The sequence below is a fragment of the Pseudomonas sp. R151218B TE3479 genome (assembly GCF_053629195.1).
The window spans coordinates 1,622,591-1,648,643 of the sequence record NZ_JBRJHV010000001.1 but is presented as its reverse complement, the minus strand read 5'-3'; the positions used below and the strand labels follow the sequence as shown (position 1 = coordinate 1,648,643).

The following is a 26,053-nucleotide window of genomic DNA, read 5'->3' as shown; positions in this document are numbered from 1 at the left end:
TATACGCATCTCAGCTCCGGTTTCTCTCGCCTCATGCCTGCCATTCCCACAGACCTCCCCGCCCTCGCCCAATCCATCAAGGAATGGGGCCGCGAGCTGGGTTTCCAGCAGGTCGGCATCAGCGGCCTGGACCTGGCCGAGCATGAACAACACCTGCAACGCTGGCTTGAGGCCGGCTATCACGGCGAAATGGACTACATGGGCGCCCATGGCAGCAAACGCTCGCACCCCGAGGAACTGGTGCCGGGCACGCTGCGGGTGGTTTCCCTGCGCATGGATTACTTGCCGGGCGATACGCAAATGGCACAATTGCTCGCCCAACCGGAAAAAGCCTACGTCTCGCGTTATGCGTTGGGCCGCGATTACCACAAATTGATCCGTAAACGCGTGCAGCAATTGGCGGAAAAAATTCAGGCGGTCATCGGCCCCTTTGGCTACCGCGCCTTTGTCGACAGCGCACCAGTGCTGGAAAAAGCCATCGCAGAACAGGCCGGCCTGGGCTGGATCGGTAAAAACACCCTGGTCCTGAACCGCAAGGCCGGCAGCTATTTCTTCCTGAGCGAGCTGTTTGTCGACCTGCCGCTACCCATCGACCCGCCCCACGGCACCGAGCATTGCGGAAAATGCACCGCATGCCTGGACATCTGTCCTACGAATGCCTTCGTCGGACCTTACGTGCTCGATGCTCGCCGTTGTATTTCCTACCTGACCATCGAGTTGAAAAGCGCCATTCCTGAAGAGCTGCGGCCACTGATCGGCAATCGGGTGTTCGGCTGTGACGACTGCCAGATCGTCTGCCCGTGGAACCGCTTTGCCCGTCCGTCCGAGGAAAGCGACTTCAAGCCGCGGCACAACCTGGACAATGCCGGGCTGGCCGAGCTGTTCATGTGGGACGAAGAGAAATTCCTCAGCAGCACCGAGGGCTCACCGTTACGCCGAGCCGGTTACGAGCGCTGGCTGCGCAACCTGGCGGTGGGCCTGGGCAACGCGCCTTCAACCATTCCCGTGCTGCAAGCGCTCGAGGCGCGGCGCGACTACCCGTCGGAACTGGTGCGCGAGCACGTGGCGTGGGCGTTGCGCCAACATGCCGAGCGTCAGACCTCGTCGTTGTAGACGAATTTCGGCATTTCCCAGTGAAAGCGAATCGCCAGGAGCCGCAGCAGGAAACCGCCGAACAAGGTGATGAGGATTGCCTGCTCGTTCGGCAGTTGCAGGAAGACACACAGTAGATAACACCACGCCGCGGCAAACGAGACGCTGGCGTAGAGTTCACGACGGAAGATCAGCGGAATATCGTTGCAGAAGATGTCCCGCAGTATGCCGCCAAATACACCGGTGATCACCCCGCTGACCGATGCCACCAGCATGCCATGGCCCATTTCCAGGGCGGTCATGCAGCCAATCAGGGTGAACGCCACCAGACCTACGGCGTCGAGCACCAGAAACAGCGAACGCAGATGGCGCATCCAGCGCGCCAGGAACACCGTCAGCATCGCCGCCGCGGTGGTCAGCACCAGGTATTCCGGGTGCTTGACCCAGGTGAGCGGGTAATGACCGAGCAGCACATCGCGCACCGAGCCGCCACCCAGCGCCGTGACACAGGCGATCAGCACCACGCCAAACCAGTCCATACCCCGACGCCCGGCAGACAAGGCGCCGGTCATGGCTTCGGCGGTGATGGCGATCAGATAAAGCATCAGCAACATGATGGCGGTCCTTGCAGGAAGGCGCGCAGTCTAGCCATTTCGGGCAGGCACCAAAAGAGGGCAAAGCAACGGCCTCGACCTAAACCTCCTGTCCTTGGTCCAAATAGATCCCTGTGGCGAGGGAGCTTGCTCCCGCTCGGCTGCGCAGCAGTCGCAAACCGGACAATTCGGTCTACCTGAAGGACTGCCGGGGCCTGCTTCGCAGGCCAGCGGGAGCAAGCTCCCTCGCCACAAAAGCAATCTCGCCAGTCGCCGGGTTGCCGGTTAGAACTTTATGAAATGCTTGCGGTAATGCTGCAACTCGGCAATGGACTCACGGATGTCGTCCAGGGCCAGATGGGTGCTGCCCTTCTGGAAACTGTCGCGCACTTCTGGGGCCCAGCGGGCGGCCAGCTCCTTGAGGGTGGAGACGTCCAGGTTGCGGTAGTGGAAGTAGCTTTCCAGGGATTTCATGTGGGTATAAAGGAAGCGACGATCCTGGCAGATGCTGTTGCCACAGATCGGCGACTTGCCCTTGGGCACCCACTGCTCCAGGAAAGCGAGGGTCTGGGCCTCGGCCTCGGCCATGCTGATCTTGCTCTCGCGCACCCGCTGGGTCAGGCCCGAGCCGCCGTGCTGGCGCGTGTTCCACTCGTCCATGCCAGCCAGGACTTCGTCGCTGTGGTGGATCGCGATCACCGGGCCTTCGGCCAGGGTGTTGAGGTCGCTGTCGGTGACGATGGTGGCCATTTCGATGATGACGTCGGTGTCAGGGTTCAGACCGGTCATTTCCAGGTCGATCCAGATCAGGTTCTGCGGGTTTTGCATAGGGAAGCTCCTCGGCGTAGCCACGCAGTTTAGCTTAGGCAGGTCCTTGGGCGTGCTAAACTCGCCGCCGTTTTACCCTATTCGCTGCATTTCTTCATACGGAACACCCATGGCCAAACGCCAACTCAATCGTCGTCAGAACTGGCGCATCGAAAAGATCCAGGGCGAGCGCGCCGCCCGCGCCGCCAAACGCGAATCCAGTGCTGTCGAAGCCCTGGAGGGTGGCGACCTGGGCCCTGAACAGACCGGCCTGGTGATCGCCCACTTCGGCGTGCAGGTCGAGGTCGAGGCCCAGGAAGGCGAACTGGCCGGCCAGGTATTCCGCTGCCACTTGCGCGCCAACCTGCCGGCGCTGGTGACAGGCGACCAGGTGGTCTGGCGGGCCGGCAACCAAGGCATCGGCGTGATCGTCGCGCAGTTGCCGCGCCACACCGAGCTGTGCCGGCCGGACAGCCGCGGCCAACTCAAGCCCGTGGCCGCCAACGTCGACATGATCGTCATCGTGTTCGCCCCGTTGCCCGAACCCCACGCCAACCTGATCGACCGTTACCTGGTGGCCGCCGAACACGCGGGTATCCGTCCGTTGTTGCTGCTCAACAAGTTCGACCTGATCGACGAACACAACGCCCCGGCGCTGAACGCCCTGCTGTCGGTCTATCGGGATTTGGGTTACCCAGTGCTGGAAGTCTCGGCCCATCACGGCAACGGCATGGAGCAATTGCAACAACAACTGGACGGGCGCATCAGTGTGTTCGTCGGCCAGTCTGGCGTGGGCAAGTCTTCGCTGGTCAACAGCCTGCTGCCAGAAGTCGAGACGCGCGTCGGGCCGTTGTCCGAGCTGTCCGGCCAGGGCACCCACACCACCACCACCGCGCGGCTGTTCCACTTCCCTGGCGGCGGTGAATTGATCGACTCGCCGGGTATCCGTGAATTCGGCCTGGGGCACGTCAGCCGGGCCGATGTCGAAGCCGGGTTCATCGAATTCAACGAACTGATCGGCACCTGCCGCTTCCGCGACTGCAAGCACGACCGCGAACCCGGTTGCGCCCTGCTCAAGGCCCTGGAAGAAGGTCGCGTGCATCAGCAACGGATGAACAGCTACCGCTCGATCATCGCCAGCCTGCCGGAAAGCAGTTACTGAGCTGAAAGGAAGGGAAGCCGGACACAGTTGTGGCGAGGGGATTTATCCCCGCTGGGGCGCGAAGCGCCCCCCTCCCTTTCGTACCCCTGTAGGCATAGGGGGCTGCTACGCAGCCCAACGGGGATAAATCCCCTCGCCACAGGTCCATCGACAAACCTTCAGATCACTGCGCCGGCGCTCCGGGAGGCTTGGGCGCGGCATCGTCGAACAGGTTCAGCCGCTCGCGCAGTTCATGGGCCGGCACGGGTTGCTGGTCTGCCGGCAACGCGTTCGGATCGACCGCCGCGCCAGGTGTGGCGGCCGGAGCAGGCACTTCACCCGGCGCGCCCTCGCCCGGGATCGGATCGGGTGCCGGATCGTCGGTTTGTGAACCCTCGATGGCTTTCTGCGCCTTCTTGGTCAACACCACGATATCGATACGCCGGTTGACCGGGTTGAACGGGTCCTTGCGGTCGAACAGCGCCGAAGACGCATAACCGACTACCCGCGCCACCTGCTCGTCCGGATAACTGCCGGCCACCAGGGCGCGACGGGCCGCGTTGGCGCGGTTGGCGGACAGCTCCCAGTTACCGTAGTCACCCTTGCCGATGTAGGGTTTGGCATCGGTATGACCACTGATGCTGATCTTGTTCGGCACCGCCTTGATGGTGTCGGCCATGGCCAGCAGGATGTCTTCGAAATACGGCTTCAGGCGCGCGCTGCCGGAATCGAACATCGGCCGGTTCTCGGCGTCCATGATCTGGATACGCAAGCCGTTCGGGGTGATTTCGAACAGGATCTGGTCCTTGAATTTCTGCAGTTGCGGGTTCTCTTCGACCTTGTTCTGCAATTCCTGCAGCAGCAGTTCCAGGCGCTCGCGCTCGACCTGTTCGGCCATGCCTTCGACCTGCTCGGAATCCACCGTCACCTTGTCAGGCTGGGGCTGGGACTTGACCTCGGGGTTGAGTGTGTTTTCCGGGGCCAGGGTCGGTGAGCCGCCCAGGTCGATGATGTAGGGCGTGCCACTTTCGGAAAAGCCGACCGGGTCCTTGAAGTAACCGGCGATGGCGATCTTCTGTTCCGGGGTCGCCGTGGACAGCAACCACAGCACCAGGAAGAACGCCATCATCGCCGTTGCGAAGTCGGCGAAGGCGATTTTCCAAGCACCGCCATGGTGGCCGCCGGCGATGCGCTTGACGCGCTTGACGATGATCGGCTGGTTATTTTCCATGACTTAGCGACCGCGAACCGCTTGTTCCAGCTCGGCGAAGCTTGGACGGTGCGCCGGGTACAGGACCTTGCGACCGAACTCCACCGCCAACGATGGCGGCATGCCCGAGGCCGAGGCCACCAGGGACGCCTTGATGGCCTCGTAGACGTTGAGCTCTTCCTTGGCATCATGGGCCAGGGAATGGGCCAGCGGACCGAAGAAACCGTACGCGGCCAAAATACCGAAGAAGGTACCCACCAGTGCGGCACCCACGTGCAGGCCGATGGATTTCTGGTCGCCATCGCCCAGGGACGCCATGGTCACCACGATGCCCAATACCGCCGCGACGATACCGAAGCCAGGCATGCCGTCGGCGATGCCGTTGACCGCGTGGGAGGGGTGCTCCAGGTCTTCCTTGAGGCTGTACAGCTCCATGTCGAACAGGCCTTCGAGCTCGTGGGGCGCCATGTTGCCGGACGACATGATGCGCAGGTAATCACAGATGAACGCCGTCATGCGGGCGTCCTTGAGCACAGCCGGGTACTTGGCGAAAATCGGGCTGGCGGCGGCGTCTTCGATATCGCCTTCGATCGCCATCATGCCTTCGCGGCGGCTCTTGTTGAGGATCTCGTAGATCAGCCCCAGCACCTCGAGGTAGAAGGTGTGGCTAAAGCGCGAACTGAACATGCCCAGGGATTTCTTGAGCACGTGCATCGTCATATAGCCAGGGTTGGCCTGCAGAAACGCACCGAGGGCCGCGCCACCGATGATCAATACCTCGAAGGGCTGGATCAGGGCGGCAATCTTGCCATGGGAGAGCACGTATCCGCCGAGCACGCTCGCGAACACGACAATGATGCCGATAATTTTAGCCATAGATAGAAAGTACTTATTTAAGTCGGGTTCAAGGTCATATTCGGAAGCTGAAAAATCTCTTCTTCTACTTATCGGCAAAACTGCGCCAGACTATAGGCTGTTCTGGCGAAAAGCCAATTTGCCCCGTTCCGGGCGTAGAGAATTCATACGATGATCACGTCCAGCCATGACTAACGAAACCAAGCTTCCAACGCCCCGACCGACCACTCTCGAAGGTTGGGTGAAGCTGCTCAAGGGCGTGCATCTGCCAGTGCCCCAGGCCAGCCACGACCTGGTCTGCAAGGCCCTCGCCGACAGCCGCCGCTCATTGCGCGACATCGCCGACCTGATGCAGGACAGCCCCGCCCTGGCCCTGAGCGTCATCCGCGAGGCCAACCATCACACCCATGGCAGCCTTGCAGAACCTGCGGAAAACCTCGAAGTGGCCATCAACCGCCTCGGCCTCAAGCGTACCGAGGAACTGCTCGCCCGCCTGCCATCGTTGCCGGAGCATGAAATACCCATCGCCTTGCGCCAGCTGCAGTTGATCAGCCAGCACGCCACGCAACAGGCCAATGGTTTTTTTGCCAGCCGCCTGGCGCGGCTGTGGCAAGACATACACTGGGGCAGCCTGTTGTTCCTGTCACCGCTCTGGCCCCTGGCCCTGACCCATCCGCGCTTGCTCGGGGAATGGGAATTGCGGGTCATCCATAAAGGCGAGCCCGCGCCCAAGGTGGAGCGCGAACTGTTCGGCGCCAGCCTGCTGGAAATCTGCCTGGCGCTGGTGGAAACCTGGCGCTTGCCCATCTGGGTGGCACAAGGGTACCGCCTGCTGCTCAATGAACGCCGCGAGCTGGTGAAAGTCCTGCGCATCGCCCGGGACAGCGAACACCCCCTGCGCCAGCAGAATCGCCTGGACGACGATCCGACCCTGCGACGCTGGCTCAACCAGCCGGCCAACACCGTGTTGCTGGCCAACGGCCTGGCACTGGCCGCACAACAGGCCTGGGACAGCCCCGCGCTCATACGCTGGCAGTACCTCACCAGTTTGTATCTGCAGATGTCGATGGATGAGGTCCAGCAACAGCTGCACCAACAAGCGGCCAACAGCGCCCATCATCACGCCATGCCGGACCTCTGGCACCCAGCCGTGGCGTTGATCTGGCCCGCGGGCAGTCGCCGAATCCACCCCGGCTTGCTGCCCGCCGCTCCGCCCAGCGCCCAAGACCTGAGCCAGTGGCGCAAGCAATGCTCCGCCATGCTGGTGGAGCCGAGCCCCTTCCGCAATGCCATGCACCTGACCACCTCGGCACGGGACGTCCTGGTGGCCTGTGGCATGCGCCGAGTGATGATCCTGATGGCCGACCGCAGCCAGACCAGCGTGCGCGTACACCAGACCGCCGGCCTGCCCAAGGAGGCCGCGGCCATGAGCTTTACCATCAGCCAGAGCAAAATATTGCAACGGTTGCTGGCCCAGCAGGCCCAGGTTCGCCTGAACCCGGACAACAACCCGCAGTTTTCGGCACTACTGCCGCCGGGCCTACGCAGCCTGTTCCGGGGTGAGCACCTGCTGCTGCGCTCACTGACCTGCAATGGCCGGGTGATCATGCTGGTGGCGGTGGACCAGGGCGGCGGGCCGTTCTCGGATATCACCGTGCAAGCCTTCGGCAAAACCGTGCAATGCATCGAAAGGGCCCTGCATACCTTTACCAACCGCGGTCGCTGAACTTGCTACAATCCTTTCCCTTTGCGCCCCTGGAGACCTCACATGCCTGACTTCTCTGGCTTGCCGCTGGTGATCGAGCCGAGCGAACTGCTGCCGCGCCTCGCCGCCCGCGAACTGATTCTGGTGGACCTGACCAGCGCCGCGCGCTACAGCACCGGGCACATCCCCGGCGCACGTTTCGTCGACCCCAAGCGCACCCAGCTCGGCCAACCGCCAGCGCCGGGCCTGCTGCCGGCCAAGGCCGACCTGGAAGCCCTGTTCGGCGAACTCGGGCACCATCCGGATGCGGTCTATGTGGTCTATGACGATGAAGGCGGCGGCTGGGCCGGGCGTTTTATCTGGCTGCTGGACGTGATCGGCCACTCGAACTACCACTACCTCGACGGCGGCCTGCTGTCGTGGCTGGGCGAAAGCCTGCCTGTGTCCATCGACGTCCCTGCCCCCGTCGCGGGCCCGGTCAGCCTGACGCTGCACGAAGCCCCCACCGCCACCCGCGAATACCTGCAAAGCCGTCTCGGCGCCGCCGACCTGGCCATCTGGGATGCGCGTGGCCCGCTGGAATACTCCGGCGAAAAAGTCGTCGCAGCCCGGGGCGGGCACATTCCCGGCGCGGTCAATTTCGAATGGACAGCCGGCATGGACCCGGCGCGCAACCTGCGCATCCGCAAGGATATGCCGCAAATCCTTGAACAATTGGGCATCACGCCCGACAAAGAAATCATCACCCACTGCCAGACTCACCACCGCTCTGGCTTCACCTACCTGGTGGCCAAGGCGCTCGGTTATCCACGAGTCAAAGGCTATGCCGGTTCCTGGGGCGAATGGGGCAACCATCCCGACACGCCCATCGAGCTTTGAAGGTTCTTAAGGACAGTTAATGAAAAACCGTTTGTTCATCCTCACTCAATACCTGCTGCCCCACCACCTGTTGTCGCGGTTGGCCGGTTGCATTGCCGAATGCCGCGTGCGTTGGTTCAAGAATGCCTTCACCGCGTGGTTCGCCAAGCGTTATCAAGTGGACATGTCCCAGGCCCTGGTGGAAGACCTGACCGCGTATGAGCACTTCAACGCCTTCTTCACCCGCGCCCTGAAAGACGGCGCGCGGCCGCTGGACGAAACCCCGGACGCGATCCTCAGCCCCGCCGACGGCGCCGTCAGCCAGCTCGGCCCGATCGAGCACGGCCGGGTGTTCCAGGCCAAGGGCCACAGTTTCAGCGTGCTGGAGCTGCTGGGCGGTGACGCGGCCAACGCAGCGCCGTTCATGGGCGGCGATTTCGCCACCATCTACCTGTCCCCCAAGGACTACCACCGTGTGCACATGCCATTGGCCGGCACCCTGCGGGAGATGGTCTACATTCCCGGGCGGATTTTCTCGGTCAACCAGACCACCGCCGAAAACGTTCCGGAGCTGTTCGCCCGCAACGAGCGCGTGGCGTGCATTTTCGACACCGAGCGCGGGCCGATGGCCGTGGTGCTGGTGGGCGCGATGATCGTGGCCTCCATCGAGACCGTCTGGGCCGGGCTGGTGACGCCACCCAAGCGTGAGCTGAAAACCTTCCGCTATGACGAAGCCGCCCGTGCGCCGATCCATCTGGAAAAAGGCGCCGAGCTGGGACGCTTCAAGCTGGGCTCGACCGCCATCGTACTGTTCGGTCCAGGCCAGGTGAAATGGGCCGAAGATCTGGTAGCCGGCTCACCAGTGCAGATGGGCCAGGGCCTGGCGCTGCCAAAGGCTGAGTAAAAGATCACATGTGGGAGCGAGCTTGCTCGCGATGGCGATGTAACAGTCACCTCGATGGCGACTGTCCTGGCGTCATCGCGAGCAAGCTCGCTCCCACAGGGTATCCGGCATAGATAGCGCACCTCCTTCGGCTACAACTGCTAGAGTTGGAACATCACGTTTATTTCCCGCCGGAGCCCGTACACGGCATGAATGAGACCAGCCCTCTCCAGTTATTGCGCGTCCTGACCCCGACACAATCACGCCTGTCGTTCTGCGATGCTACGCCACGGGACCTCAAGCGCTGGATCGCCAACCTGCCCAAGGCCAACATCGGCGAAACGGCCCGCCTGTTGTACCAGGCCCTGGGTGAGCTCAACCAACTGCTCACGCCCAGCGACAATCGCCTGCAACTGCTCGAACTGCTGCGGCCCGAGGTGTATTACGTCTGCAAGCACCTGGAGCGGCACTTCCTGCAACAGGCCATCGTGCTGGATGATCGCTCGCGCAAGATCGTCAACCTGTGCCAGGCCCTGCAAACCCAACTGGCGATGGGCTACAAACAGATCGTGGCGCGTATCGCGTCGAAATACACCAAGGACCGGGCCCGCCTGCTGAGCACCGCGCTGCAACGGGCGATGCATGCCCTCAACGGCCCGCTGTTGCGTGCCAGCCAGCTGTACAGCCCAGTGCCCGAGGGGCTGTGGCTCGATTTGCATCAGTTGTACCGGATCGCCTGCCTGCACCGCTTGCAACACCTGAGCGTGAGCGACGAGCTGGCCAGCCAGGTTCATCAATTGAACGCCGAGCAAACCTATGTCGTCGCGCTGCTGCTGGGCGCGTCACGCAGCAATCAATTGCGCCAGAGCCAGATCGGGCGACTGACCGAAGTGCTCGAATCCTGGAGCCAGTGGGTCAAGCTGGACCCTGCCACCGCTGCCAGCAGCCTGTTCGCAGTCGCTCCAGAGCTGGATGTCGGGCCACGCTACCGTTCCAAGTTCCGGGCCGAACAGCAGCCAACCTTGCAGGGCTTCGATCCCCAGTCACTGGTGCGTGCTATCGCCACTCACCTGGAACAACCTGCCGATAATACGTTGCCAGTCCCTGGTGGCATGAGCGCCGACACTTTGCATCACCTGCAAGCCGCCTGGGGCGAAGCGGCTGAACGCAGCTTCCAGCGCACCGAGGGCAACGGCACGCTGACCCTATGCGTGGGCATGAGTGCGCTGCACTACTACCTTGGCGGCGAGCGCTCGTTCAATGAAATACTGAAAAGCCCCGCCACCCGCAAGGCCCGCTTCGAAGCCTCGCCGAGCAAGACAAACGACACCTGGAAGCAAGCGTTCGACGCCGCGCCCGCCGGCGACAGCGACCTGCTGCCCTATGAAGAAATCGAGTACCCGGTCAACCCGGCCGATGACGATGGCACCAGCTCCGACAACCAGCATCACTTCCCCACCTACGACCTGCCGATCATCAACCACAGTCCTGGCGGCTATTGCCTCGGTTGGCCCAAGGAGGTGCCGGAACAACTGCAAGCCGGGGAAATGATCGGCATCCGCGACAGCAGCGACCAAGCCTGGAGCGTCGCCGTGGTGCGCTGGATCCGCCAAGTGCGCAACGGCGCCATGCAAATGGGCATCGAACTGGTCGCCCCCCATGCCCAGCCTTGCGGGCTGCAACTGGTCCGGGAAAACGAGCACGGTCACTATCTGCGCGGGCTGTTGCTGCCAGAGATCAGCGCCATTGACCTGCCCCCGACCATGATCGCCCCACGCCTGCCCTTCCAGGAAGGCCAGCGGGTGTTGATCAATACCAACGGCCAGGAACGCCGCGCCGGCCTGGACCGTCGAGTGACCAGCACCCACAGCTTCAACCAGTTTTCCTATCACCCGGAAGACTCGGGAGCCACCGAAGAGAGCGGCGACCAGGAAGGGAATTTTGATTCGTTGTGGAAATCGCTTTGAACCGCACACAACCCGTTGTGGCGAGGGGATTTATCCCCGCTGGGCTGCGCAGCAGCCCCCAAAACCTAATGCCTCGTTGTGTCAGGCTGGCTGGAGTTGACTGTATTGGGGCTGCTTCGCAGCCCAGCGGGGATAAATCCCCTCGCCACAGGTGAATGCCTCCAAAAGATTGCGACAGACTCGAATCAGAGCTGCCCGTCACGATCCCTGAAGCCCAGCAGGTACAACACCCCATCCAGCCCCAGGGTGGAAATCGCTTGCCTGGCCGACTGCTTGACCAGCGGCTTGGCGCGGAATGCCACGCCCAGGCCCGCGATCGCCAGCATCGGCAGGTCGTTGGCGCCGTCGCCCACGGCGATGGTCTGCTCCAGGCGCAGCCCTTCTTTTTCAGCCAGTTCACGCAGCAGGTCCGCCTTGCGCTGGGCATCGACGATCGGCTCGACGGCCACGCCGGTCACCTTGCCGTCCACCACTTCCAGCTCGTTGGCGAATACGTAGTCGATACCGAGCTTGGCCTGCAACTGCTTGGCGAAGTAGGTGAAGCCGCCGGACAGGATGGCGGTCTTGTAACCCAGGCGCTTGAGTTCGGCGAACAGGGTTTCGGCGCCTTCGGTCAGGCGCAGGGAAGCGCCAATGGAATCCAGTACGCTGACGTCCAGACCTTTAAGCAGGGCCAGGCGCTCCTTGAAGCTGGCCCGGAAATCCAGCTCGCCGGCCATGGCTCGCTCGGTGATGGCCGAGACCTTGTCGCCCACGCCGGCCGCCTTGGCCAGTTCGTCGATGACTTCGGCCTCGATCAGCGTCGAGTCCATGTCGAACACCGCCAGGCGGCGGTTGCGGCGGAACAGCGAATCTTCCTGGAAGGCGATGTCGACGTTCAGTTCCTGGGCCACGCTGAGGAACTCGGCACGCAACGCCTGGGGATCGGCCGGCTCGCCGCGTACCGAAAACTCGATACAGCCCTTGCCCTTGTCGGCAGGGGTGTCCAGCGGCATGCGCCCGGACAGGCGGTCGATGTGGTCGATGTTAAGGCCATACTGGGCGGTGATCGAGCTGACGCGCTGCAACTGCTCGGCAGTGACCTTGCGGGTCAACAGGGTCACGATGTGGCGCTTCTTGCCCTGGCCGGCCACCCAATGTTGATAATCATCCTCCGACACTGGGGTGAAGCGTACCTGCTGGTCGAGCTTGTAGGCGGTGAACAGGATGTCCTTGAGCACGGACTTGCTTTGTTCGGCGTCCGGAATTTCAACCAGGATGCCGAACGACAGCGTGTCGTGGATCACCGCCTGACCGATGTCGAGAATGTTCACACCACCCTGGGCCAGAACGCCGGTAATGGCCGCAGTCAGACCCGGACGGTCGCTGCCAGTGATGTTTATCAGGACGATTTCGCGCAAGGCGCACCCCCGCAGGTGGAAAAAAACCGCATTCTACCCACATTCAGTGACCATCGGGCACCGCCAGTGCTTTGCCGGTCATGGGCCTGTCGCTATACTGCGCGTCAATTTCACGGACAAAGAGCCGAGCTCAGTGAACCGGCCCACGCCAGTCAAAACCGACAACTTCTTCCTGCTGATCTTCCGTGCACTGCGCCACCGTCGCGTGCCGATTGCATTGCGCATTGCCAGCCATAACGTGATCCTGGTCGCACTGGCCCTGGTCATCTATGCCTGCGTAATGGGCCTGCAGTTCAAGCAAGCCATGCATGAGCAGGCCGATGCCCTGGGTGAAAGCCTGACCACCCAGACCGCCACGTCCGCCACGGAGCTGCTGGTGTCCAACGACATCCTCAGCCTCAACGTGCTGCTCAACAACCTGACCAAGAACAAGCTGGTGGCCCACGCCGCCATCTACAGCGTGGACAACCGCATCCTCGCCGAGGCCGGGCAGCGGCCCAAGCCTGGCCTGCTGGGCGAATCCGGCGGCATGTACCAGAGCAAGATCACCTTTCAGGACGTGACCGCCGGGCAACTGCGCATCAGCCTGGACATGGACCAGTTCCAGCAACCGATGACCATCAGCCTGCAAAGCATGGGCATCCTCAGCGCGATCCTGCTGGCCCTGGCACTGGCCTTGAGTCTGCGCCTGGGGCGGCACATCTCCACGCCGCTGTTGCAATTGCGCGTCTGGCTGCGGGACATCGACGAACACACGCCGGCCACCCAGCGCCAGGACGAGATCGGCGACCTGGCCCGGCAACTGCACGCCAGCTTCGCGCCGGAACCCGAGCCCCAGCCGGAACCTGAAGACCTCGACTACACGGACGACGAGGATGCCGAGCCAGGCTTCGAAGTGCGTAACCTGCGGGACCCGGGCTTCGACGAAAGCCAGCCGATGCCGGCCTCCAAGCCGGCCCCACGCCACGTGGTGCGCGCAGTAGAGGACGAGGAAGACGACGACGCCTTCGCCGACCTGCGTGACGAGTCGGTCGATGGGGCACCCCGGCCGGTCGCCAAGCCTGTGGCCTCGAACCTGCCCCAGCACAGCGCCGTACTGGCCGTGCAACTGGGCGCCCAGGATCAGCTGCGCCGCCTGCCCCAGGCGCGCCTGAAGGAGTTACTCGAGCGCTACCGCGACTGCCTCGACCAGGCCGCATCGCTCTATCAGGGCGAATTGCACACCTTGAACGACGGCAGCACGCTGATGCTGTTCCACACCGAAGACAGCGGCGACGACTACCTGACCAATGCGATTTGCTGCGGTGAGTTGCTGCGGGCCCTGGGCCACCAGTTGCAGATCGAAGTCGCCGACAGCGGCATCACCCTGCAACTGCAATTGGGCCTGACCTTGGGCGATGGCTTGTTCGGCTTGAGCCAGATCGACCTGCTGCTGACCGAAACCGCCCAGGACGCCCTGGCGCTGTCGCAACACAGCCGTAACCTGCTGCTGGTGGAGCGCAAGATCAACGACGACGCCCTGATCCGCCAGCGCGCGCGCATCCGCCCCATCGCCAGCCCCGAAGGCGCGTGTTGCGTGGAGCGCTTGATGGAGCCTTATCCATCGATGCTGGAGCGGCAACTGGCGCGGATGCATGAGCGCCAGGCCTGATATCCAGTAGTTGAAGCGAACAAAAGCCCGCAGATGAGTGATTATCTGCGGGCTTTTTTGTTGCCTGTCCTGGCCTCTTCGCGGGCAAGCCCGCTCCCACATTCAATCTTCAGTGAACTCAGATTCTGTAGACCATGAATATCTCCTGTGGGAGCGAGCTTGCTCGCGATAGGGCCGGCGCAGGCACAAGAGATCCAACCGGCAGAAACAACAAAGCCCGCATCAACGCGGGCTTTGTCGTGTAGCCGGTCCAACCGTCAGAACCTGAACACTTCCATGTCCGTACGAATCGGCAAGGCCATGGGAATCTTGTCCTTTTCCTTCCCTACCGGTTTGGCCGGGGCTGGCGCGGCCTTGCGGGGCACTTCGGCGACAGGCGGCTGGTTCGCCAGGGGTTTGAGCGACACCGACAGCTGTTCGGCCAGGCGTTGCAGGAGCACGCCCTGGGCCTGGACCTGTGCCGCGGTGGTGCCGGCATGTTGCTCTTGCAGATGAACGATGCGGTTCTCACGCACCTTGCCACGGCGGTCGATCAACCGCCATTGGGCATCGAGCACTGCTGGCTGGGCTTTACCCGAGTCCAGGCGGGTAATCGATAGCAGTACCTGCACATCCGGGGTGAAACCCTGGGTCGCCGGTGCCAGCACCACGCGCTGGCTGTCCAGGTGCCCGGCGACCTGACGCAACAGCAACTGATCGATGTCAGAGGACAGGCTGCCGGCCCAACGGCCGTCAGTGGCGGCTTGCAGGCTGCCATCCGGTTGGCGTTGCAACAAGGTTTCACGCTGCAGGTAGTCAGCGATCAGAACCGGGCCGAGCAAAACGGCCATGCCTGTGCTTTGCGCAGGCTGGGCCGGGGTGCCGCTGTCCAGTTGGTACAGCGACACCGGCTGGTTCATGCTGCAGCCCGCCAGGCCAAGCAGGCCGGCGAGCCACAAAATAGGGAGGCGCAGAGCAGTCATCGTTCCGTCCAGGTGGCAGCCACAAGGCTTACCACAGTGAAAAAATACTCGGTCAATGTGAAGAACGCTCGGCTACGCCGGCGCTTGAAAGGGCCTATCATCCGTGAATATGCGCGCCGACTCCAGCGCGAAAGCATCGATCTGCGGCTTTTAATCGCAGACCGAGCCCTCTACTACGCCTAATTGAGGTTTTCGACGAGCAGCGCATCGACCCGCTGAAATCCCCTCGGAAGCTTGTTGCCCCGCCGACCACGTTCACCCTTGTAATGCTCGAGATCGTCTGCCTTCAACGAAAGCGTACGCTTTCCTGCCTGTAGCACAAGCGTGGCGCCCTCCGGCAACACTGCAATATCCGTGACATATTCCTCACGGCTGGCGACCCGTTCGCCGGAAATACCAATAATCTTGTTGCCCTTGCCTTTACCCAGCTGTGGCAGGTCGCTGATCTTGAACACCAGCAACCGGCCTTCGGTGGTCACCGACGCCAGCCAGTTGCTCTCTCGATCGGCAACCGGGCGCGGCGCAATCACCTTGGCGTTGTTCGGCAGGCTCAACAGCGCCTTACCCGCCTTGTTCTTGGCTTGCAGGTCCTCACCCTTGACCACGAACCCGTAACCCGCGTCCGATGCAATGACGTACAGTCCATTATCATCAGGCATCAGCACGCATTCAAAAGTTGCACCCGGTGGTGGTGTTAAACGACCGGTCAGCGGTTCGCCCTGGCCGCGAGCCGATGGCAGGGTATGTGCCGGCACGGAATAACTGCGCCCAGTGGAGTCGACGAACACTGCAAACTGGTTGGAACGCCCGGCCGCCAAGGCCTTGAAGCCGTCCCCGGCCTTATAGGAAAGCCCCGTCGCGTCAATATCATGACCTTTGGCCGAGCGCACCCAGCCTTTTTCCGACAGCACGACGGTGACTTTCTCGTTCGGCAACAGATCATGCTCGGTCAGCGCTTTGGCTTCGGCGCGCTCGACGATGGGCGAGCGACGGTCGTCGCCATAGGTTTCGGCGTCCTTGAGCAGCTCGCTGCGTACCAGCTTCTTGAGCTTGGCTTCGCTGCCCAGCAGGGCTTGCAGCTTGGCCTGTTCCTTGAGCAATTCATCCTGCTCGGCGCGCAGCTTCATCTCTTCCAACCGCGCCAACTGCCGCAGACGGGTGTCGAGGATGTAGTCGGCCTGGATTTCGCTCAGGTCAAAGCGGGCGATCAGGCTGGCCTTGGGGTGCTCCTCGGTGCGGATGATGTGGATCACTTCATCCAGGTTGAGGTAGGCAATCAGCAAGCCGTCCAACAGGTGCAGGCGGCGCTCGACCTTGTCCAGGCGGAATTGCAGACGCCGACGCACGGTCTTGACCCGGAACTCCAGCCACTCCACCAGCAATGCCCGCAGGTTTTTCAACTGCGGCTTGCCGTCCAGGCCGATGATGTTGATGTTGACCCGGTAGCTGGACTCCAGGTCGGTGCTGGCGAACAGGTGCTGCATCAGCGCGTCGTGGTCGACCCGACTGTTGACCGGGATGATCACGATGCGGCAGGGGTTTTCATGGTCAGACTCGTCGCGCAGATCCGCCACTTGCGGCGCTTTCGACGGTTTTGCCTGCATCATCGCCGCAATTTGCTCTAGGACCTTGGCCCCGGAGACTTGATGCGGCAATGCCGTGACAATGATGTCGCCGTCTTCGATGTGGTACACGGCGCGCATGCGCACCGAACCGCGACCGGTCTCGTAGATTTTCAGCAGGTCGGCGCGCGGCGTGATGATTTCCGCTTCGGTCGGATAGTCCGGGCCCTGGATGTGCTCGCAGAGCTGTTCCACCGTGGCTTTCGGCTCGTCCAGCAGCCGCACGCACGCCGTGGCCACTTCCCGCAGGTTGTGAGGCGGCACGTCAGTGGCCATGCCCACGGCAATGCCGGTGGTGCCATTGAGGAGGATATTCGGCAAACGTGCAGGCAGAACCAGGGGTTCGTCGAGGGTACCGTCGAAGTTCGGCCCCCAATCCGCGGTGCCCTGGCCCAGCTCGCTGAGCAGCACCTCGGAATAGCGCGACAGCCGCGCCTCGGTGTAACGCATGGCCGCGAAGGACTTGGGATCGTCCGGCGCACCCCAGTTACCCTGGCCGTCCACCAGCGTGTAGCGATAGCTGAACGGCTGGGCCATCAGCACCATGGCTTCGTAGCAGGCCGAATCGCCGTGGGGGTGGAACTTACCGAGCACGTCACCGACGGTACGCGCCGATTTCTTGTGCTTGGAATCCGCATCCAGCCCCAGCTCACTCATGGCATAGATGATCCGCCGCTGAACCGGCTTCAAACCGTCACCGATGTGCGGCAAGGCACGGTCCATGATCACGTACATGGAGTAATTGAGGTAGGCATTTTCGGTGAAGTCAGCCAGCGATCGGCGTTCTACGCCGTCTAAGCTGTCTGCAAGAATGTCGCTCATGCGGGCCTCATCAGTTCGTTGTCTGGCGCAGCAGCATGGTGCCGTCGCGCTGGGTAAATTCAAGTTTGTTCAGGGCGCTCATGCCCAGCAGCACTTGCGTGCCACCCAGGCCGGGCGCCACCAGGGCACGGACATCGCGCAGGACGATGTCGCCCAATTGCAGCCGGTCGACGCGGGTACGGTAGCCCTCGCTCACACCGTTGGCGGTGCTCAAGGTCACGCCGAACCCTTTTTCCAGCTTGAGGCGCTCGGCCAGCTCCATCGGAATCGCCACGTCAGTGGCACCGGTGTCGAGCATGAAGTCCACCGGCTGGCCGTTGATCTGGCCGCTGGCGACGAAATGCCCCTGTTGATTGCCGACCAGCTTCACCTCGATAAAACCTTCACCTTTTTGCGAGTACACCTGGGTATTGGGGTTTTGCTGGCGCTGCTCCCATTGGGCAAAAAACCGCGTCGCCAGAAACAGCGCGGCGCACCAGGCCAGGATCATCAGCACCCGGCCGGCGCGCTTGCCCGGCAACTGCTGGCTCACGGCGAGGCACTCCAGCCACCGTCCGGCGAGGCGAAACGCCAGACGATTGGCCGCTGCTCACCATCGGCCCGCGCGCCATCGTTGTTGTCCAGGCCGATCCAGGCCCCCTCGGCATCCACCACCAGCGCTTCGGCCAGCCCATAGGCCTGGGGATAACGGCGGTTATCCTGCAACGCCTCGGCGGCGAACGACCAGCAACGCTCGACCTGGGCAGTCTGCGGGTCACGCCGGCAGATCTGATAGGCGTTGCGTTCCAGGGTAAACAGCTTGCCATTGAACAATGACAGGTCAGCGAAATCCCGCGAAACCGCCTTGGCCTTGGGGAACTGCGCCGGCTGCATCTCCAGCCCGGCTTCGCTCAGCAACACGCAATTGCCATCGCAGTCCCACACGGTCTGCTGGCGCTTGATCTGCAACAGACCGCGACGCTCGCGCTCCGCCGCCAGCCACAGCTGATCGCCAGCCGGGTTGATCGCCAGGCCTTCGAACAAGGCGTTGAAATGCAACAACATGCCGCTGCCCCGGGCCTGACGGATCAGAGTCGGGGCGATTTTCAACCAGGATGAGTCTCCCGAGGGCGACACTTGCAACACCGCGGCATGAGACTCGCTGACCACATAGCGATTGCCAGCGCTGTCGCAACTGATGCCCTCGAAATCCAGTTCGCCACCACGCAGGAACGACGCCGCCCAGGTCCGGGAACGCAAGCCCCAGGGCAAACCGCTGTCCGGAACCTTCGGCACTTCGATTTCAACCACCTCGGCCTGCCAGACCGGCGCCTCGGAGGGGGCGAGGCGATAGATCCGGTCATCGTCGCGATCGGACACCGTCCACATCTCGCCGCCGCACAGCGCCAGCCCGGACAAGTTGCCACCGCGCATGCCATCGACGGCGTGCTCGGACAGCAACTTCAGCTCCGGTGCAGGTCCTGCGACAACCACCCCCGCCCACAGCCACAACACCAGGGCGAAACCGTTGCGCATCAGGCCAGCACCTCAGCCAGGTCCCCTTTGGATTCGAGCCAGGTCTTGCGATCGCCGGCACGTTTCTTCGCCAGCAACATGTCCATCATTTCCGAGGTCGCTTCGAAATCATCCAGGGTCAACTGCACCAGGCGGCGAGTGTTCGGATCCATGGTGGTTTCGCGCAACTGCGGCGGGTTCATCTCGCCCAGGCCCTTGAATCGGGTAACCTGCGGCTTGCCACGTTTCTTCTCGGCCACCAGGCGATCCAGAATGCCGTCGCGCTCGGCTTCGTCCAGGGCGTAATAGATTTCCTTGCCCAGGTCGATGCGGTACAGCGGCGGCATCGCCACGTAGACGTGACCGGCGTCCACCAACGGGCGGAAATGCTGGACGAACAAGGCGCAGAGCAACGTGGCGATGTGCAAGCCGTCGGAGTCGGCGTCGGCCAGGATGCAGATCTTGCCGTAGCGCAGCTGGCTCATGTCCTCGGCGCCCGGGTCGACGCCGATGGCGACGGCGATGTTATGCACTTCCTGGCTGGCCAGCACTTCGCTGCCGTCCACTTCCCAGGTGTTGAGGATCTTGCCCCGCAACGGCAGGATCGCCTGGAACTCTTTATCCCGCGCCTGCTTGGCCGAACCACCGGCGGAGTCACCTTCCACCAGGAACAGCTCGGAACGCATCGGGTCCTGCCCGGCGCAATCGGCCAGTTTGCCCGGCAAGGCCGGCCCTTGGGTGATGCGCTTGCGTTCGACCTTCTTGCTGGCCTTGAGACGACGACCGGCGTTGTTGATCGCCAACTCCGCCAGGGCCAGGCCGGTTTCCGGGTTGGCGTTGAGCCACAGGCTGAACGCATCCTTGACCACCCCGGAAACAAACGCCGCCGCCTCACGGGACGACAGGCGTTCCTTGGTCTGGCCGGAGAATTGCGGTTCCTGCATCTTCATCGACAGGACAAAGGCAATGCGTTCCCAAACGTCTTCCGGCGCCAGCTTCACGCCACGGGGCAGCAGGTTACGGAACTCGCAGAACTCGCGCATGGCATCGAGCAGGCCCTGGCGCAAGCCGTTGACATGGGTGCCGCCCTGGGCCGTAGGGATCAGGTTGACGTAGCTTTCCTGGACGCTTTCGCCCCCTTCGGGCAGCCACAACAGCGCCCAGTCCACCGCTTCCTTATTACCGGCCAGACTGCCGCAGAACGGCTCGTCGGGCAGGCGTTCGAAACCGCTGACCGCGTCCACCAGGTAAGAGCGAAGACCATCTTCGTAATGCCATTCGACTTTCTCGCCGGTGGCCTTGTCCTCGAAACTGACCAGCAGCCCCGGGCACAACACGGCCTTGGCCTTGAGCACGTGCTTGAGGCGGCTGACGGAAAACTTCGGTGAATCGAAATATTTCGGGTCCGGGGCGAAATACACGCTGGTCCCGGTGTTGCGCTTGCCGACGGTGCCGACCACTTCCAGCTCGGTGGCCTTGTAGCCGTCGGCGAAAGTCATCTGGTATTCATTGCCGTCACGCTTGACCCGCACCCGCACCTGGGTCGACAAGGCGTTGACCACGGAAATACCCACCCCGTGCAGACCGCCGGAGAACTGGTAGTTCTTGTTGGAAAACTTGCCGCCGGCGTGGAGCTTGGTGAGGATCAGCTCGACACCCGACACACCCTCTTCAGGGTGTATGTCCACCGGCATGCCGCGGCCGTCATCGCTGACTTCCAGCGAGTGATCGGCGTGCAGGATGACCTGCACCGACTTCGCATGCCCGGCCAAGGCTTCGTCGACACTGTTGTCGATGACTTCCTGGGCAAGGTGGTTCGGCCGACTGGTGTCGGTGTACATGCCGGGGCGCTTGCGCACCGGGTCGAGGCCCGAGAGGACTTCGATGGCGTCTGCGTTATAAGAGCTAGCGCTGGGAGTGGCCATGGGGTCTCGTCGTCAGTGTTCAATGAAAAAGGGGCGAAGGCTCACAACGAGGTGAAGTCGATCGCCTGGTACAAATCGGCGCCAATGCCGGCAAAACTCAACAGCGCCGGCAACTGCTGGGCAAACCCTTGGAAACTGTGGTCGCCGCCGGCCTGGATGCGCAAGGCACAGGCACGGTAATACTGCTGGGCGTGGCGATAATCCAGCGTTTCGTCACCGGTTTGCAACCATACCTGATACCGCTGCGGATCCTGGGGCGCCGGCACTTCCAGCTCGGCCAGGGCCGTCACGTGGTCGTGGGTCAATTCCCAGGTTTCGTCGGTGTACAAATTCTTCTGCGTGCCCAGGTAACCGTCGAACATCCGATGCGGGCTGACGGCCGGGTTGACCAACAGGGCCTTGAGGCCGTGGCGCTCGGCCAAGTGAGTCGCATAGTAGCCGCCGAGCGAGCTGCCGACTAGCAGCGGTCGGCCCAGTTGTGCAATCGCCTGTTCCAGCTGACCGATGGCTTGGCGGGGGTGGTGGTGCAGGGCTGGGACTTGTAGGTGGTCGCTCAGACCCAACTGCGCCATTACTTTGATCAGCTGACTGGCCTTGGTCGACGCTGGGGCGCTGTTGAAGCCGTGGATATAAAGGATAGAACCCGACATTGCCGACTCCCTGGGTGTTGGGCAAAGGCCGGAGTTTACAGGGAGTTTGTGGGGATTTGGGGGTGATCTGTTCATACAAGACAACACAAAATCCTGTGGCGAGGGGATTTATCCCCGCTGGGGTGCGAAGCGCCCCCCCCTACAGCCGGCCTTTATCTATTGACCGGGTACATATCCATTGCTGCGGTAACGGCTGCTGACGGTTCCGCTCTTACAGCGGCTCACTTTTGAAAAGCGCAAAAGTAAGCAAAACGCTTTATGCCCCACCACTCGGCACCTCGCCTAGGCTCGGTGTGCCCTCACTCCGGCATTGCTCCGTGGGCCCGCTGCGAAGGGCCATCCATGGCCCAGCGCAGCTATCCCGGCATCCATGCCGGGATGCCCACTCCACAATGCCTGCGTTCGGCCAGCGTGGTTAATGGGGCGCCGAGATCAACGTCCGACGCGAGGCGGCCTAACAGCCGACCTGGTTCTTGATGGGACCGCGTTTCCCCTATGGGAGCGAGCTTGCTCGCGATGGCGGTGGACCAGCTTGCATCAGCGTGGGATGTGCCGCCGCCTTCGCGAGCAAGCTCGCTCCCACAGTTGGATTGAAGTACAGCCGCCAGAGACAGGTCGGCTATAAGCTTGCCTTTTCGTTCCAACATTGGGTTTGTGGCAGCCGGCAGTTTTTGGGGGTGCTTCGCACCCCAACGGGGATAAATCCCCTCGCCACAAGGAGTCCGGCTTTATTTCGGATCAACAACATCAAGTGCCCGATTCGCCAATAACTCACTCAGTTCGATCATCTGTTGGACACCTAAAGCAAAATGCCGGCGCGAGCCTTCCAAGTCAAAGGCCAGGTCGCTGAGCATGACGTTGGCGGAGGCTAAGGTTTCACTGAGGTTGGCAAGAAGGGTTTCGGTATCGAGTTTTTTGTTTACCGTGAACACTTGATGGGAATCCGAACGATTCGGGGTATCCGATTTTGGCTTGAGATAAAAGTCCAAAGCTCGCTTGGCTGCTTCATCAAGTTTTTGGGGGTTCTGGCTGGCTTCGGGAGAAATGGAATCGTTTTTTGTTGACCCAGAATTATCTTCAGACATGTTGGCGCTCCATTAGGATTGAAATAAAGCTCCTTTTTCTTTCAGGTTTCCAGGCCCGGCCGCTGAATTGACAGCGACGGGAAAAGGTTAGCGACAGCCCTTCCCACCCGGCAACCGCCAGAACTCGTCGGAAAAATCTGCTTGAATCAGGAAGTGTGTCCGACCATTCCCACAAACCCTGGTCGGCTCTCAGACCGCCATCGCGAGCAAGCTCGCTCCCACACAGGTTTTTGGTCGTTTATAAGGTCAGTGTCCACCGCCGATCCCGGTGGGAGCCGAGCTTGCTCGCGATGGCGGTGGGTCTGCTTGCATCAATGCTGAATGCACCGCCGACTTCGCGAGCAGGCTCGCTCCCACAATTGGACTGAGTACACCTGCAAGAGCAGGTCGGCTATCAGGCCGCCTCGCGAGCAAGCTTTGCTCCCACAGGTCCAGCTCAAACAAGTCTGATGGGTGTACACCCCCCGCAAGAACCAGGCCGGCTATAAGGCCGCCTCGCCCTGGCTTTTGATCTGGGGGCCCCGTTAACCACGCTGGCCGAACGCAGGCATTGCGCAGTGGGCATCCCGGCATGGATGCCGGGATAGCCGCGCTGGGCCATGGATGGCCCTTCGCGGCGGGCCCACGGAGCAATGCCGGAGTGAGGGCACACCGAGCCTAGGCGAGGTGCCGAGTGGTGGGGCTCAGACCTTTTGGTTACTTTTGGGGCGTTTGCCAAAAGTGACCCGCTGTAAGAGCGGAACCGCCAGTAGCCGTTACCGCAGAAATGGATATGTACTCAATCAGACCGCCATCGCGAGCAAGCTTTGCTCCCACAGGTCCAGCTCAAACAAGTCTGATGGGTGTACACCCCCCGCAAGAACCAGGCCGGCTATAAGGCCGCCTCGCGGTGGACGTTGATTTCGGCGCCCCGTTAACCACGCTGGCCGAACGCAGGTATTGTGGAGTGGGCATCCCGGCATGGATGCCGGGATAGCCGCGCTGGGCCATGGATGGCCCTTCGCGGCGGGCCCACGGAGCAATGCCGGAGTGAGGGCATGCCGAGCCTAAGCGAGGCACCGAGTGGTGGGGCAAAAGCGCTTTTGGTTACTTTTGGCGCTCTTCCAAAAGTGACCCGCTGTAAGAGCGGAACCGCCAGTAGCCGTTACCGCAGAAATGGATATGTACTCAATCAGACCGCCATCGCGAGCAAGCTCGCTCCCACAGTTGGGCCGAACTCAGTACCCGTTGGAGTCATAGTCTGGGGTAAATGCAAACCCAACCACCCGCTCAACCCCCGTCTCCAACCGCCCATCCGGCCAAAGCCGCAACCACCGATACCCCGGCGCCTGCGAGCCCAGCGCAAAATCCTCGCTCCCCGGCTCAAACTGAATACAGGTCGAAGGCGACGCCAACAAACGAACCCCCTCGCGCACCCGATCGACCTCCTGATGCACATGCCCCCAGAGCACCGCCCGCACCTGTGGAAACCGATCCAGCACCGCAAACAACGCCTCCGGATTACGCAACCCAATCGGCTCCATCCACACACACCCAATCGAAACAGGATGATGGTGCAGACACACCAGATGATGCCGCTCCGGCGCCTCGCTCAACGCATTGGCCAACAGAATCAACTGCTCCTCGGCCAAAAAGCCCGGCACCGAACCCGGCACGGCCGAGTCCAGCATCGTCACCCGCCAATTGCCGATGTCCACCACCGGATCGAGCAACGTGCTCTTGACCGCCGCCTCGAGCATCACCTGCGGCTCATCATGGTTACCGGGAATCCACCGCGCCGGCGCATCGATTCGGGCAGTCAACTGCCGAAACGCCGCGTAGGACTCCAGCGTGCCGTCCTGGGACAGATCCCCCGTGGCGAGCATCAGGTCAATGTCCGGCTGCTGCTTGAGCACCAGATCGATGACCGCCCGCAAACTGTCACGGGTATTCATGCCCAGCAACGAGGCATCGGCCTCGGCGAACAAATGGCTATCGGACAGTTGGACCAACAACGCCGCATCGGCAGTGGTCAAGCTGGATACGCTCGGCAAATCGCTCTCTCCCAGGCGCAATCACGCCGTTGCATGAAGCCGCAATTATGCTGGGGGACGATCGAAAGGGGAAACCCGCGAACCGGAACCGGTTCACAACTACCGAACGACTTCGAACTCGTGGCCCAGCGCCAGGCAATGACTCAGCCACTCGCCCAGAAACAGGTTCAACTGGGCCTTTTCATCCGGCTGGTGCATCGAGGCATTGGGATAAGGATAGATGCCACGAAAGCGTCGTGCATGTTCGGCGCTGACGACTTCGGCCATGCGCGCATCGTGATAGACCTGAACCTCCAGCTGCGGCACCGGCAACCAGGGAAGGCTGTGTTCCTGGCGCACCTGCAAGGTGGTGGTGTAGGGACAGGTCTGCAGCACTTCCAGGGCCAGTACGCCGAGCATCTGGTCGCCGTGGGTCACGGCGATGCGGCGCGGCAACGGGTCGTTGCGCATGTCCGGCAACAAGCGCATCAGGCGGGCGTAATTGGCCTCGCAGGCGGCCTGCAACCCCACCAGATCGACGCGATAGCGGTCGCGCAGCTTGTTCAGGACCATAGCCCCCTCACTTCATCGCGATTCAAGGCCAGCCATTGCAAGGCAATGATGCTGGCCGCGTTGCAGATACGTCCGTCGCGCACGGCTTGCAAGGCATCTTCGTAGGCCCAGACCTTCACCCGAATGTCCTCGGCCTCTTCCAGAAGGCCATGCAGGCCGCCTGCCCCCGTGCTGTCGCAACGCCCCAAGAACAAATGTACGAATTCATTGCTGCCGCCCGGCGATGGAAAATACTGAGTCATCGGCCAAAGCGCAGCGAAGACAAGCCCAGCTTCCTCCTGCGCTTCGCGATGAGCAACTTCTTCCGGTTGCTCATCCTTGTCGATCAGGCCGGCCACCAGTTCCACCAGCCAGGGGTTGGTGGTCTTGCCAATGGCTCCCACGCGAAACTGCTCGATCAACACCACTTCATCGCGCTGCGGGTCGTAGGGCAGCACGCACACCGCGTCATGGCGCACGAACAATTCACGGCTGATCTCACGGCTCATGCCACCGGCAAACAACTCGTGGCGCAAGACGAGCCGGTCAAGCTTATAGAAACCCTTGAAGCAGGTTTCACGCTTGACGATGTCCACGGTGTTCGGTGTGGCGTTGGCGAAGTCGGTCATGACAATCCTCGTGTGCAATGGATCAATACGAGGTTCCAACCTCGGCTTCGCGCCATCCTAACGCGCCCGTACCCTTTGATGCAGCCCCTTTCCGGTGATCGGGATGGACGGCTGCGCTGAAAATCACTCTAATGAGCT

Annotated in this window: 22 protein-coding genes; 7 read left to right on the top strand and 15 right to left on the bottom strand. The window is 62.1% G+C overall.

Annotation, left to right across the window (positions count from 1 at the left end; translation table 11 throughout):
• Window positions 1-33: 33 nt before the first annotated feature.
• Window positions 34-1,113, top strand: a complete 1,080-nt coding sequence (gene queG / locus AB7M32_RS07335; RefSeq protein ID WP_454249525.1) for a tRNA epoxyqueuosine(34) reductase QueG — start codon at window positions 34-36, stop codon at window positions 1,111-1,113.
• Here the strand turns inward: queG and AB7M32_RS07330 are convergent.
• Together AB7M32_RS07330 and orn are read right to left on the bottom strand one after the other, a co-directional pair.
• The gene (locus tag AB7M32_RS07330; protein ID WP_170866829.1) at window positions 1,095-1,709 is read right to left on the bottom strand and encodes a trimeric intracellular cation channel family protein; all 615 of its coding nucleotides are present in this window, start codon (window positions 1,707-1,709) and stop codon (window positions 1,095-1,097) included. The two genes, queG and AB7M32_RS07330, sit on opposite strands and share 19 nt — an antisense overlap.
• Window positions 1,710-1,970: 261 nt before the next feature.
• Complete coding sequence (gene orn, locus AB7M32_RS07325) at window positions 1,971-2,513, bottom strand: oligoribonuclease (RefSeq protein WP_060739428.1); 543 nt, start codon at window positions 2,511-2,513, stop codon at window positions 1,971-1,973.
• 109 nt (window positions 2,514-2,622) lie between these two features.
• On the opposite strand from orn, the gene rsgA reads away from it, so the two are divergent.
• Window positions 2,623-3,654 carry a small ribosomal subunit biogenesis GTPase RsgA gene (gene rsgA / locus AB7M32_RS07320; protein WP_072407102.1) on the top strand — a complete coding sequence of 344 codons (1,032 nt, stop codon included), beginning with the start codon at window positions 2,623-2,625 and terminating at the stop codon, window positions 3,652-3,654.
• A 163-nt stretch (window positions 3,655-3,817) separates the two neighbouring features.
• On the opposite strand, the gene motB is transcribed toward rsgA, so the two are convergent.
• Window positions 3,818-4,864 carry a flagellar motor protein MotB gene (motB, locus tag AB7M32_RS07315; RefSeq protein ID WP_454249524.1) on the bottom strand — a complete coding sequence of 349 codons (1,047 nt, stop codon included), beginning with the start codon at window positions 4,862-4,864 and terminating at the stop codon, window positions 3,818-3,820.
• A gap of 3 nt (window positions 4,865-4,867) precedes the next feature.
• Window positions 4,868-5,719 (bottom strand): flagellar motor stator protein MotA, encoded by an 852-nt coding sequence (gene motA, locus AB7M32_RS07310; protein WP_058546517.1) that lies wholly within the window; start codon window positions 5,717-5,719, stop codon window positions 4,868-4,870.
• 166 nt (window positions 5,720-5,885) lie between these two features.
• On the opposite strand from motA, the gene AB7M32_RS07305 reads away from it, so the two are divergent.
• The 4 genes from AB7M32_RS07305 to AB7M32_RS07290 all read left to right on the top strand — a co-directional run bounded on the left by AB7M32_RS07305 (window position 5,886) and on the right by AB7M32_RS07290 (window position 11,111).
• The gene (locus tag AB7M32_RS07305) at window positions 5,886-7,424 is read left to right on the top strand and encodes an HDOD domain-containing protein (RefSeq protein WP_454249523.1); all 1,539 of its coding nucleotides are present in this window, start codon (window positions 5,886-5,888) and stop codon (window positions 7,422-7,424) included.
• A gap of 42 nt (window positions 7,425-7,466) precedes the next feature.
• Window positions 7,467-8,282, top strand: a complete 816-nt coding sequence (locus AB7M32_RS07300) for a rhodanese-like domain-containing protein (protein WP_454249522.1) — start codon at window positions 7,467-7,469, stop codon at window positions 8,280-8,282.
• A gap of 19 nt (window positions 8,283-8,301) precedes the next feature.
• The gene (gene asd, locus AB7M32_RS07295; protein WP_454249521.1) at window positions 8,302-9,165 is read left to right on the top strand and encodes an archaetidylserine decarboxylase; all 864 of its coding nucleotides are present in this window, start codon (window positions 8,302-8,304) and stop codon (window positions 9,163-9,165) included.
• Window positions 9,166-9,353: 188 nt separating this feature from the next.
• The gene (locus AB7M32_RS07290) at window positions 9,354-11,111 is read left to right on the top strand and encodes a molecular chaperone (protein ID WP_454249520.1); all 1,758 of its coding nucleotides are present in this window, start codon (window positions 9,354-9,356) and stop codon (window positions 11,109-11,111) included.
• 185 nt (window positions 11,112-11,296) lie between these two features.
• Here AB7M32_RS07290 and serB read toward each other — a convergent pair whose 3' ends face one another.
• A complete protein-coding gene (serB, locus tag AB7M32_RS07285; protein ID WP_092205345.1) occupies window positions 11,297-12,511 on the bottom strand; it encodes a phosphoserine phosphatase SerB in 1,215 nt (404 codons plus the stop codon).
• 133 nt (window positions 12,512-12,644) lie between these two features.
• On the opposite strand from serB, the gene AB7M32_RS07280 reads away from it, so the two are divergent.
• Window positions 12,645-14,162, top strand: coding sequence for an AhpA/YtjB family protein (locus tag AB7M32_RS07280; RefSeq protein ID WP_454249519.1), 1,518 nt, complete (start codon window positions 12,645-12,647; stop codon window positions 14,160-14,162).
• A 257-nt stretch (window positions 14,163-14,419) separates the two neighbouring features.
• On the opposite strand, the gene AB7M32_RS07275 is transcribed toward AB7M32_RS07280, so the two are convergent.
• The 10 genes from AB7M32_RS07275 to AB7M32_RS07230 form a co-directional block, all read right to left on the bottom strand.
• Window positions 14,420-15,124 carry a PqiC family protein gene (locus AB7M32_RS07275; RefSeq protein ID WP_072407117.1) on the bottom strand — a complete coding sequence of 235 codons (705 nt, stop codon included), beginning with the start codon at window positions 15,122-15,124 and terminating at the stop codon, window positions 14,420-14,422.
• A 179-nt stretch (window positions 15,125-15,303) separates the two neighbouring features.
• Window positions 15,304-17,568, bottom strand: coding sequence for a DNA topoisomerase IV subunit A (parC, locus tag AB7M32_RS07270; RefSeq protein WP_454249518.1), 2,265 nt, complete (start codon window positions 17,566-17,568; stop codon window positions 15,304-15,306).
• Between the two features lie 10 nt (window positions 17,569-17,578).
• Complete coding sequence (locus tag AB7M32_RS07265) at window positions 17,579-18,100, bottom strand: retropepsin-like aspartic protease family protein (protein WP_072407120.1); 522 nt, start codon at window positions 18,098-18,100, stop codon at window positions 17,579-17,581.
• Window positions 18,097-19,083, bottom strand: a complete 987-nt coding sequence (locus AB7M32_RS07260) for an esterase-like activity of phytase family protein (protein WP_454249517.1) — start codon at window positions 19,081-19,083, stop codon at window positions 18,097-18,099. Before AB7M32_RS07260 ends, AB7M32_RS07265 begins: the two co-directional genes overlap by 4 nt.
• A complete protein-coding gene (gene parE / locus AB7M32_RS07255; RefSeq protein WP_454249516.1) occupies window positions 19,083-20,987 on the bottom strand; it encodes a DNA topoisomerase IV subunit B in 1,905 nt (634 codons plus the stop codon). Before parE ends, AB7M32_RS07260 begins: the two co-directional genes overlap by 1 nt.
• Before the next feature lie 41 nt (window positions 20,988-21,028).
• Entirely contained in the window at window positions 21,029-21,637 is a 609-nt protein-coding gene (locus AB7M32_RS07250) for a YqiA/YcfP family alpha/beta fold hydrolase (RefSeq protein WP_265033085.1), read from the bottom strand.
• 728 nt (window positions 21,638-22,365) lie between these two features.
• Complete coding sequence (locus AB7M32_RS07245; RefSeq protein ID WP_454249515.1) at window positions 22,366-22,722, bottom strand: DUF6124 family protein; 357 nt, start codon at window positions 22,720-22,722, stop codon at window positions 22,366-22,368.
• Between the two features lie 1,217 nt (window positions 22,723-23,939).
• Window positions 23,940-24,755, bottom strand: coding sequence for a 3',5'-cyclic-AMP phosphodiesterase (gene cpdA, locus AB7M32_RS07240; RefSeq protein ID WP_454249514.1), 816 nt, complete (start codon window positions 24,753-24,755; stop codon window positions 23,940-23,942).
• A 99-nt stretch (window positions 24,756-24,854) separates the two neighbouring features.
• The gene (locus AB7M32_RS07235; protein WP_024618006.1) at window positions 24,855-25,307 is read right to left on the bottom strand and encodes a DUF1249 domain-containing protein; all 453 of its coding nucleotides are present in this window, start codon (window positions 25,305-25,307) and stop codon (window positions 24,855-24,857) included.
• Complete coding sequence (locus AB7M32_RS07230) at window positions 25,298-25,915, bottom strand: NUDIX domain-containing protein (RefSeq protein WP_072407133.1); 618 nt, start codon at window positions 25,913-25,915, stop codon at window positions 25,298-25,300. Before AB7M32_RS07230 ends, AB7M32_RS07235 begins: the two co-directional genes overlap by 10 nt.
• Window positions 25,916-26,053 lie beyond the last annotated feature (138 nt).

Bases quoted from the DNA above. Each gene is read 5' to 3' on its own strand.
- AB7M32_RS07260 (WP_454249517.1), bottom strand. From the start codon at position 19,083: ATGCGCAACGGTTTCGCCCTGGTGTTGTGGCTGTGGGCGGGGGTGGTT.
- AB7M32_RS07235 (WP_024618006.1), bottom strand. From the start codon at position 25,307: ATGGTCCTGAACAAGCTGCGCGACCGCTATCGCGTCGATCTGGTGGGG.
- AB7M32_RS07250 (WP_265033085.1), bottom strand. From the start codon at position 21,637: ATGTCGGGTTCTATCCTTTATATCCACGGCTTCAACAGCGCCCCAGCG.
- AB7M32_RS07245 (WP_454249515.1), bottom strand. From the start codon at position 22,722: ATGTCTGAAGATAATTCTGGGTCAACAAAAAACGATTCCATTTCTCCC.
- AB7M32_RS07275 (WP_072407117.1), bottom strand. From the start codon at position 15,124: ATGACTGCTCTGCGCCTCCCTATTTTGTGGCTCGCCGGCCTGCTTGGC.
- AB7M32_RS07300 (WP_454249522.1), top strand. From the start codon at position 7,467: ATGCCTGACTTCTCTGGCTTGCCGCTGGTGATCGAGCCGAGCGAACTG.
- orn (WP_060739428.1), bottom strand. From the start codon at position 2,513: ATGCAAAACCCGCAGAACCTGATCTGGATCGACCTGGAAATGACCGGT.
- parE (WP_454249516.1), bottom strand. From the start codon at position 20,987: ATGGCCACTCCCAGCGCTAGCTCTTATAACGCAGACGCCATCGAAGTC.
- motB (WP_454249524.1), bottom strand. From the start codon at position 4,864: ATGGAAAATAACCAGCCGATCATCGTCAAGCGCGTCAAGCGCATCGCC.
- AB7M32_RS07230 (WP_072407133.1), bottom strand. From the start codon at position 25,915: ATGACCGACTTCGCCAACGCCACACCGAACACCGTGGACATCGTCAAG.
- AB7M32_RS07290 (WP_454249520.1), top strand. From the start codon at position 9,354: ATGAATGAGACCAGCCCTCTCCAGTTATTGCGCGTCCTGACCCCGACA.
- AB7M32_RS07305 (WP_454249523.1), top strand. From the start codon at position 5,886: ATGACTAACGAAACCAAGCTTCCAACGCCCCGACCGACCACTCTCGAA.
- motA (WP_058546517.1), bottom strand. From the start codon at position 5,719: ATGGCTAAAATTATCGGCATCATTGTCGTGTTCGCGAGCGTGCTCGGC.
- asd (WP_454249521.1), top strand. From the start codon at position 8,302: ATGAAAAACCGTTTGTTCATCCTCACTCAATACCTGCTGCCCCACCAC.
- queG (WP_454249525.1), top strand. From the start codon at position 34: ATGCCTGCCATTCCCACAGACCTCCCCGCCCTCGCCCAATCCATCAAG.
- rsgA (WP_072407102.1), top strand. From the start codon at position 2,623: ATGGCCAAACGCCAACTCAATCGTCGTCAGAACTGGCGCATCGAAAAG.
- parC (WP_454249518.1), bottom strand. From the start codon at position 17,568: ATGAGCGACATTCTTGCAGACAGCTTAGACGGCGTAGAACGCCGATCG.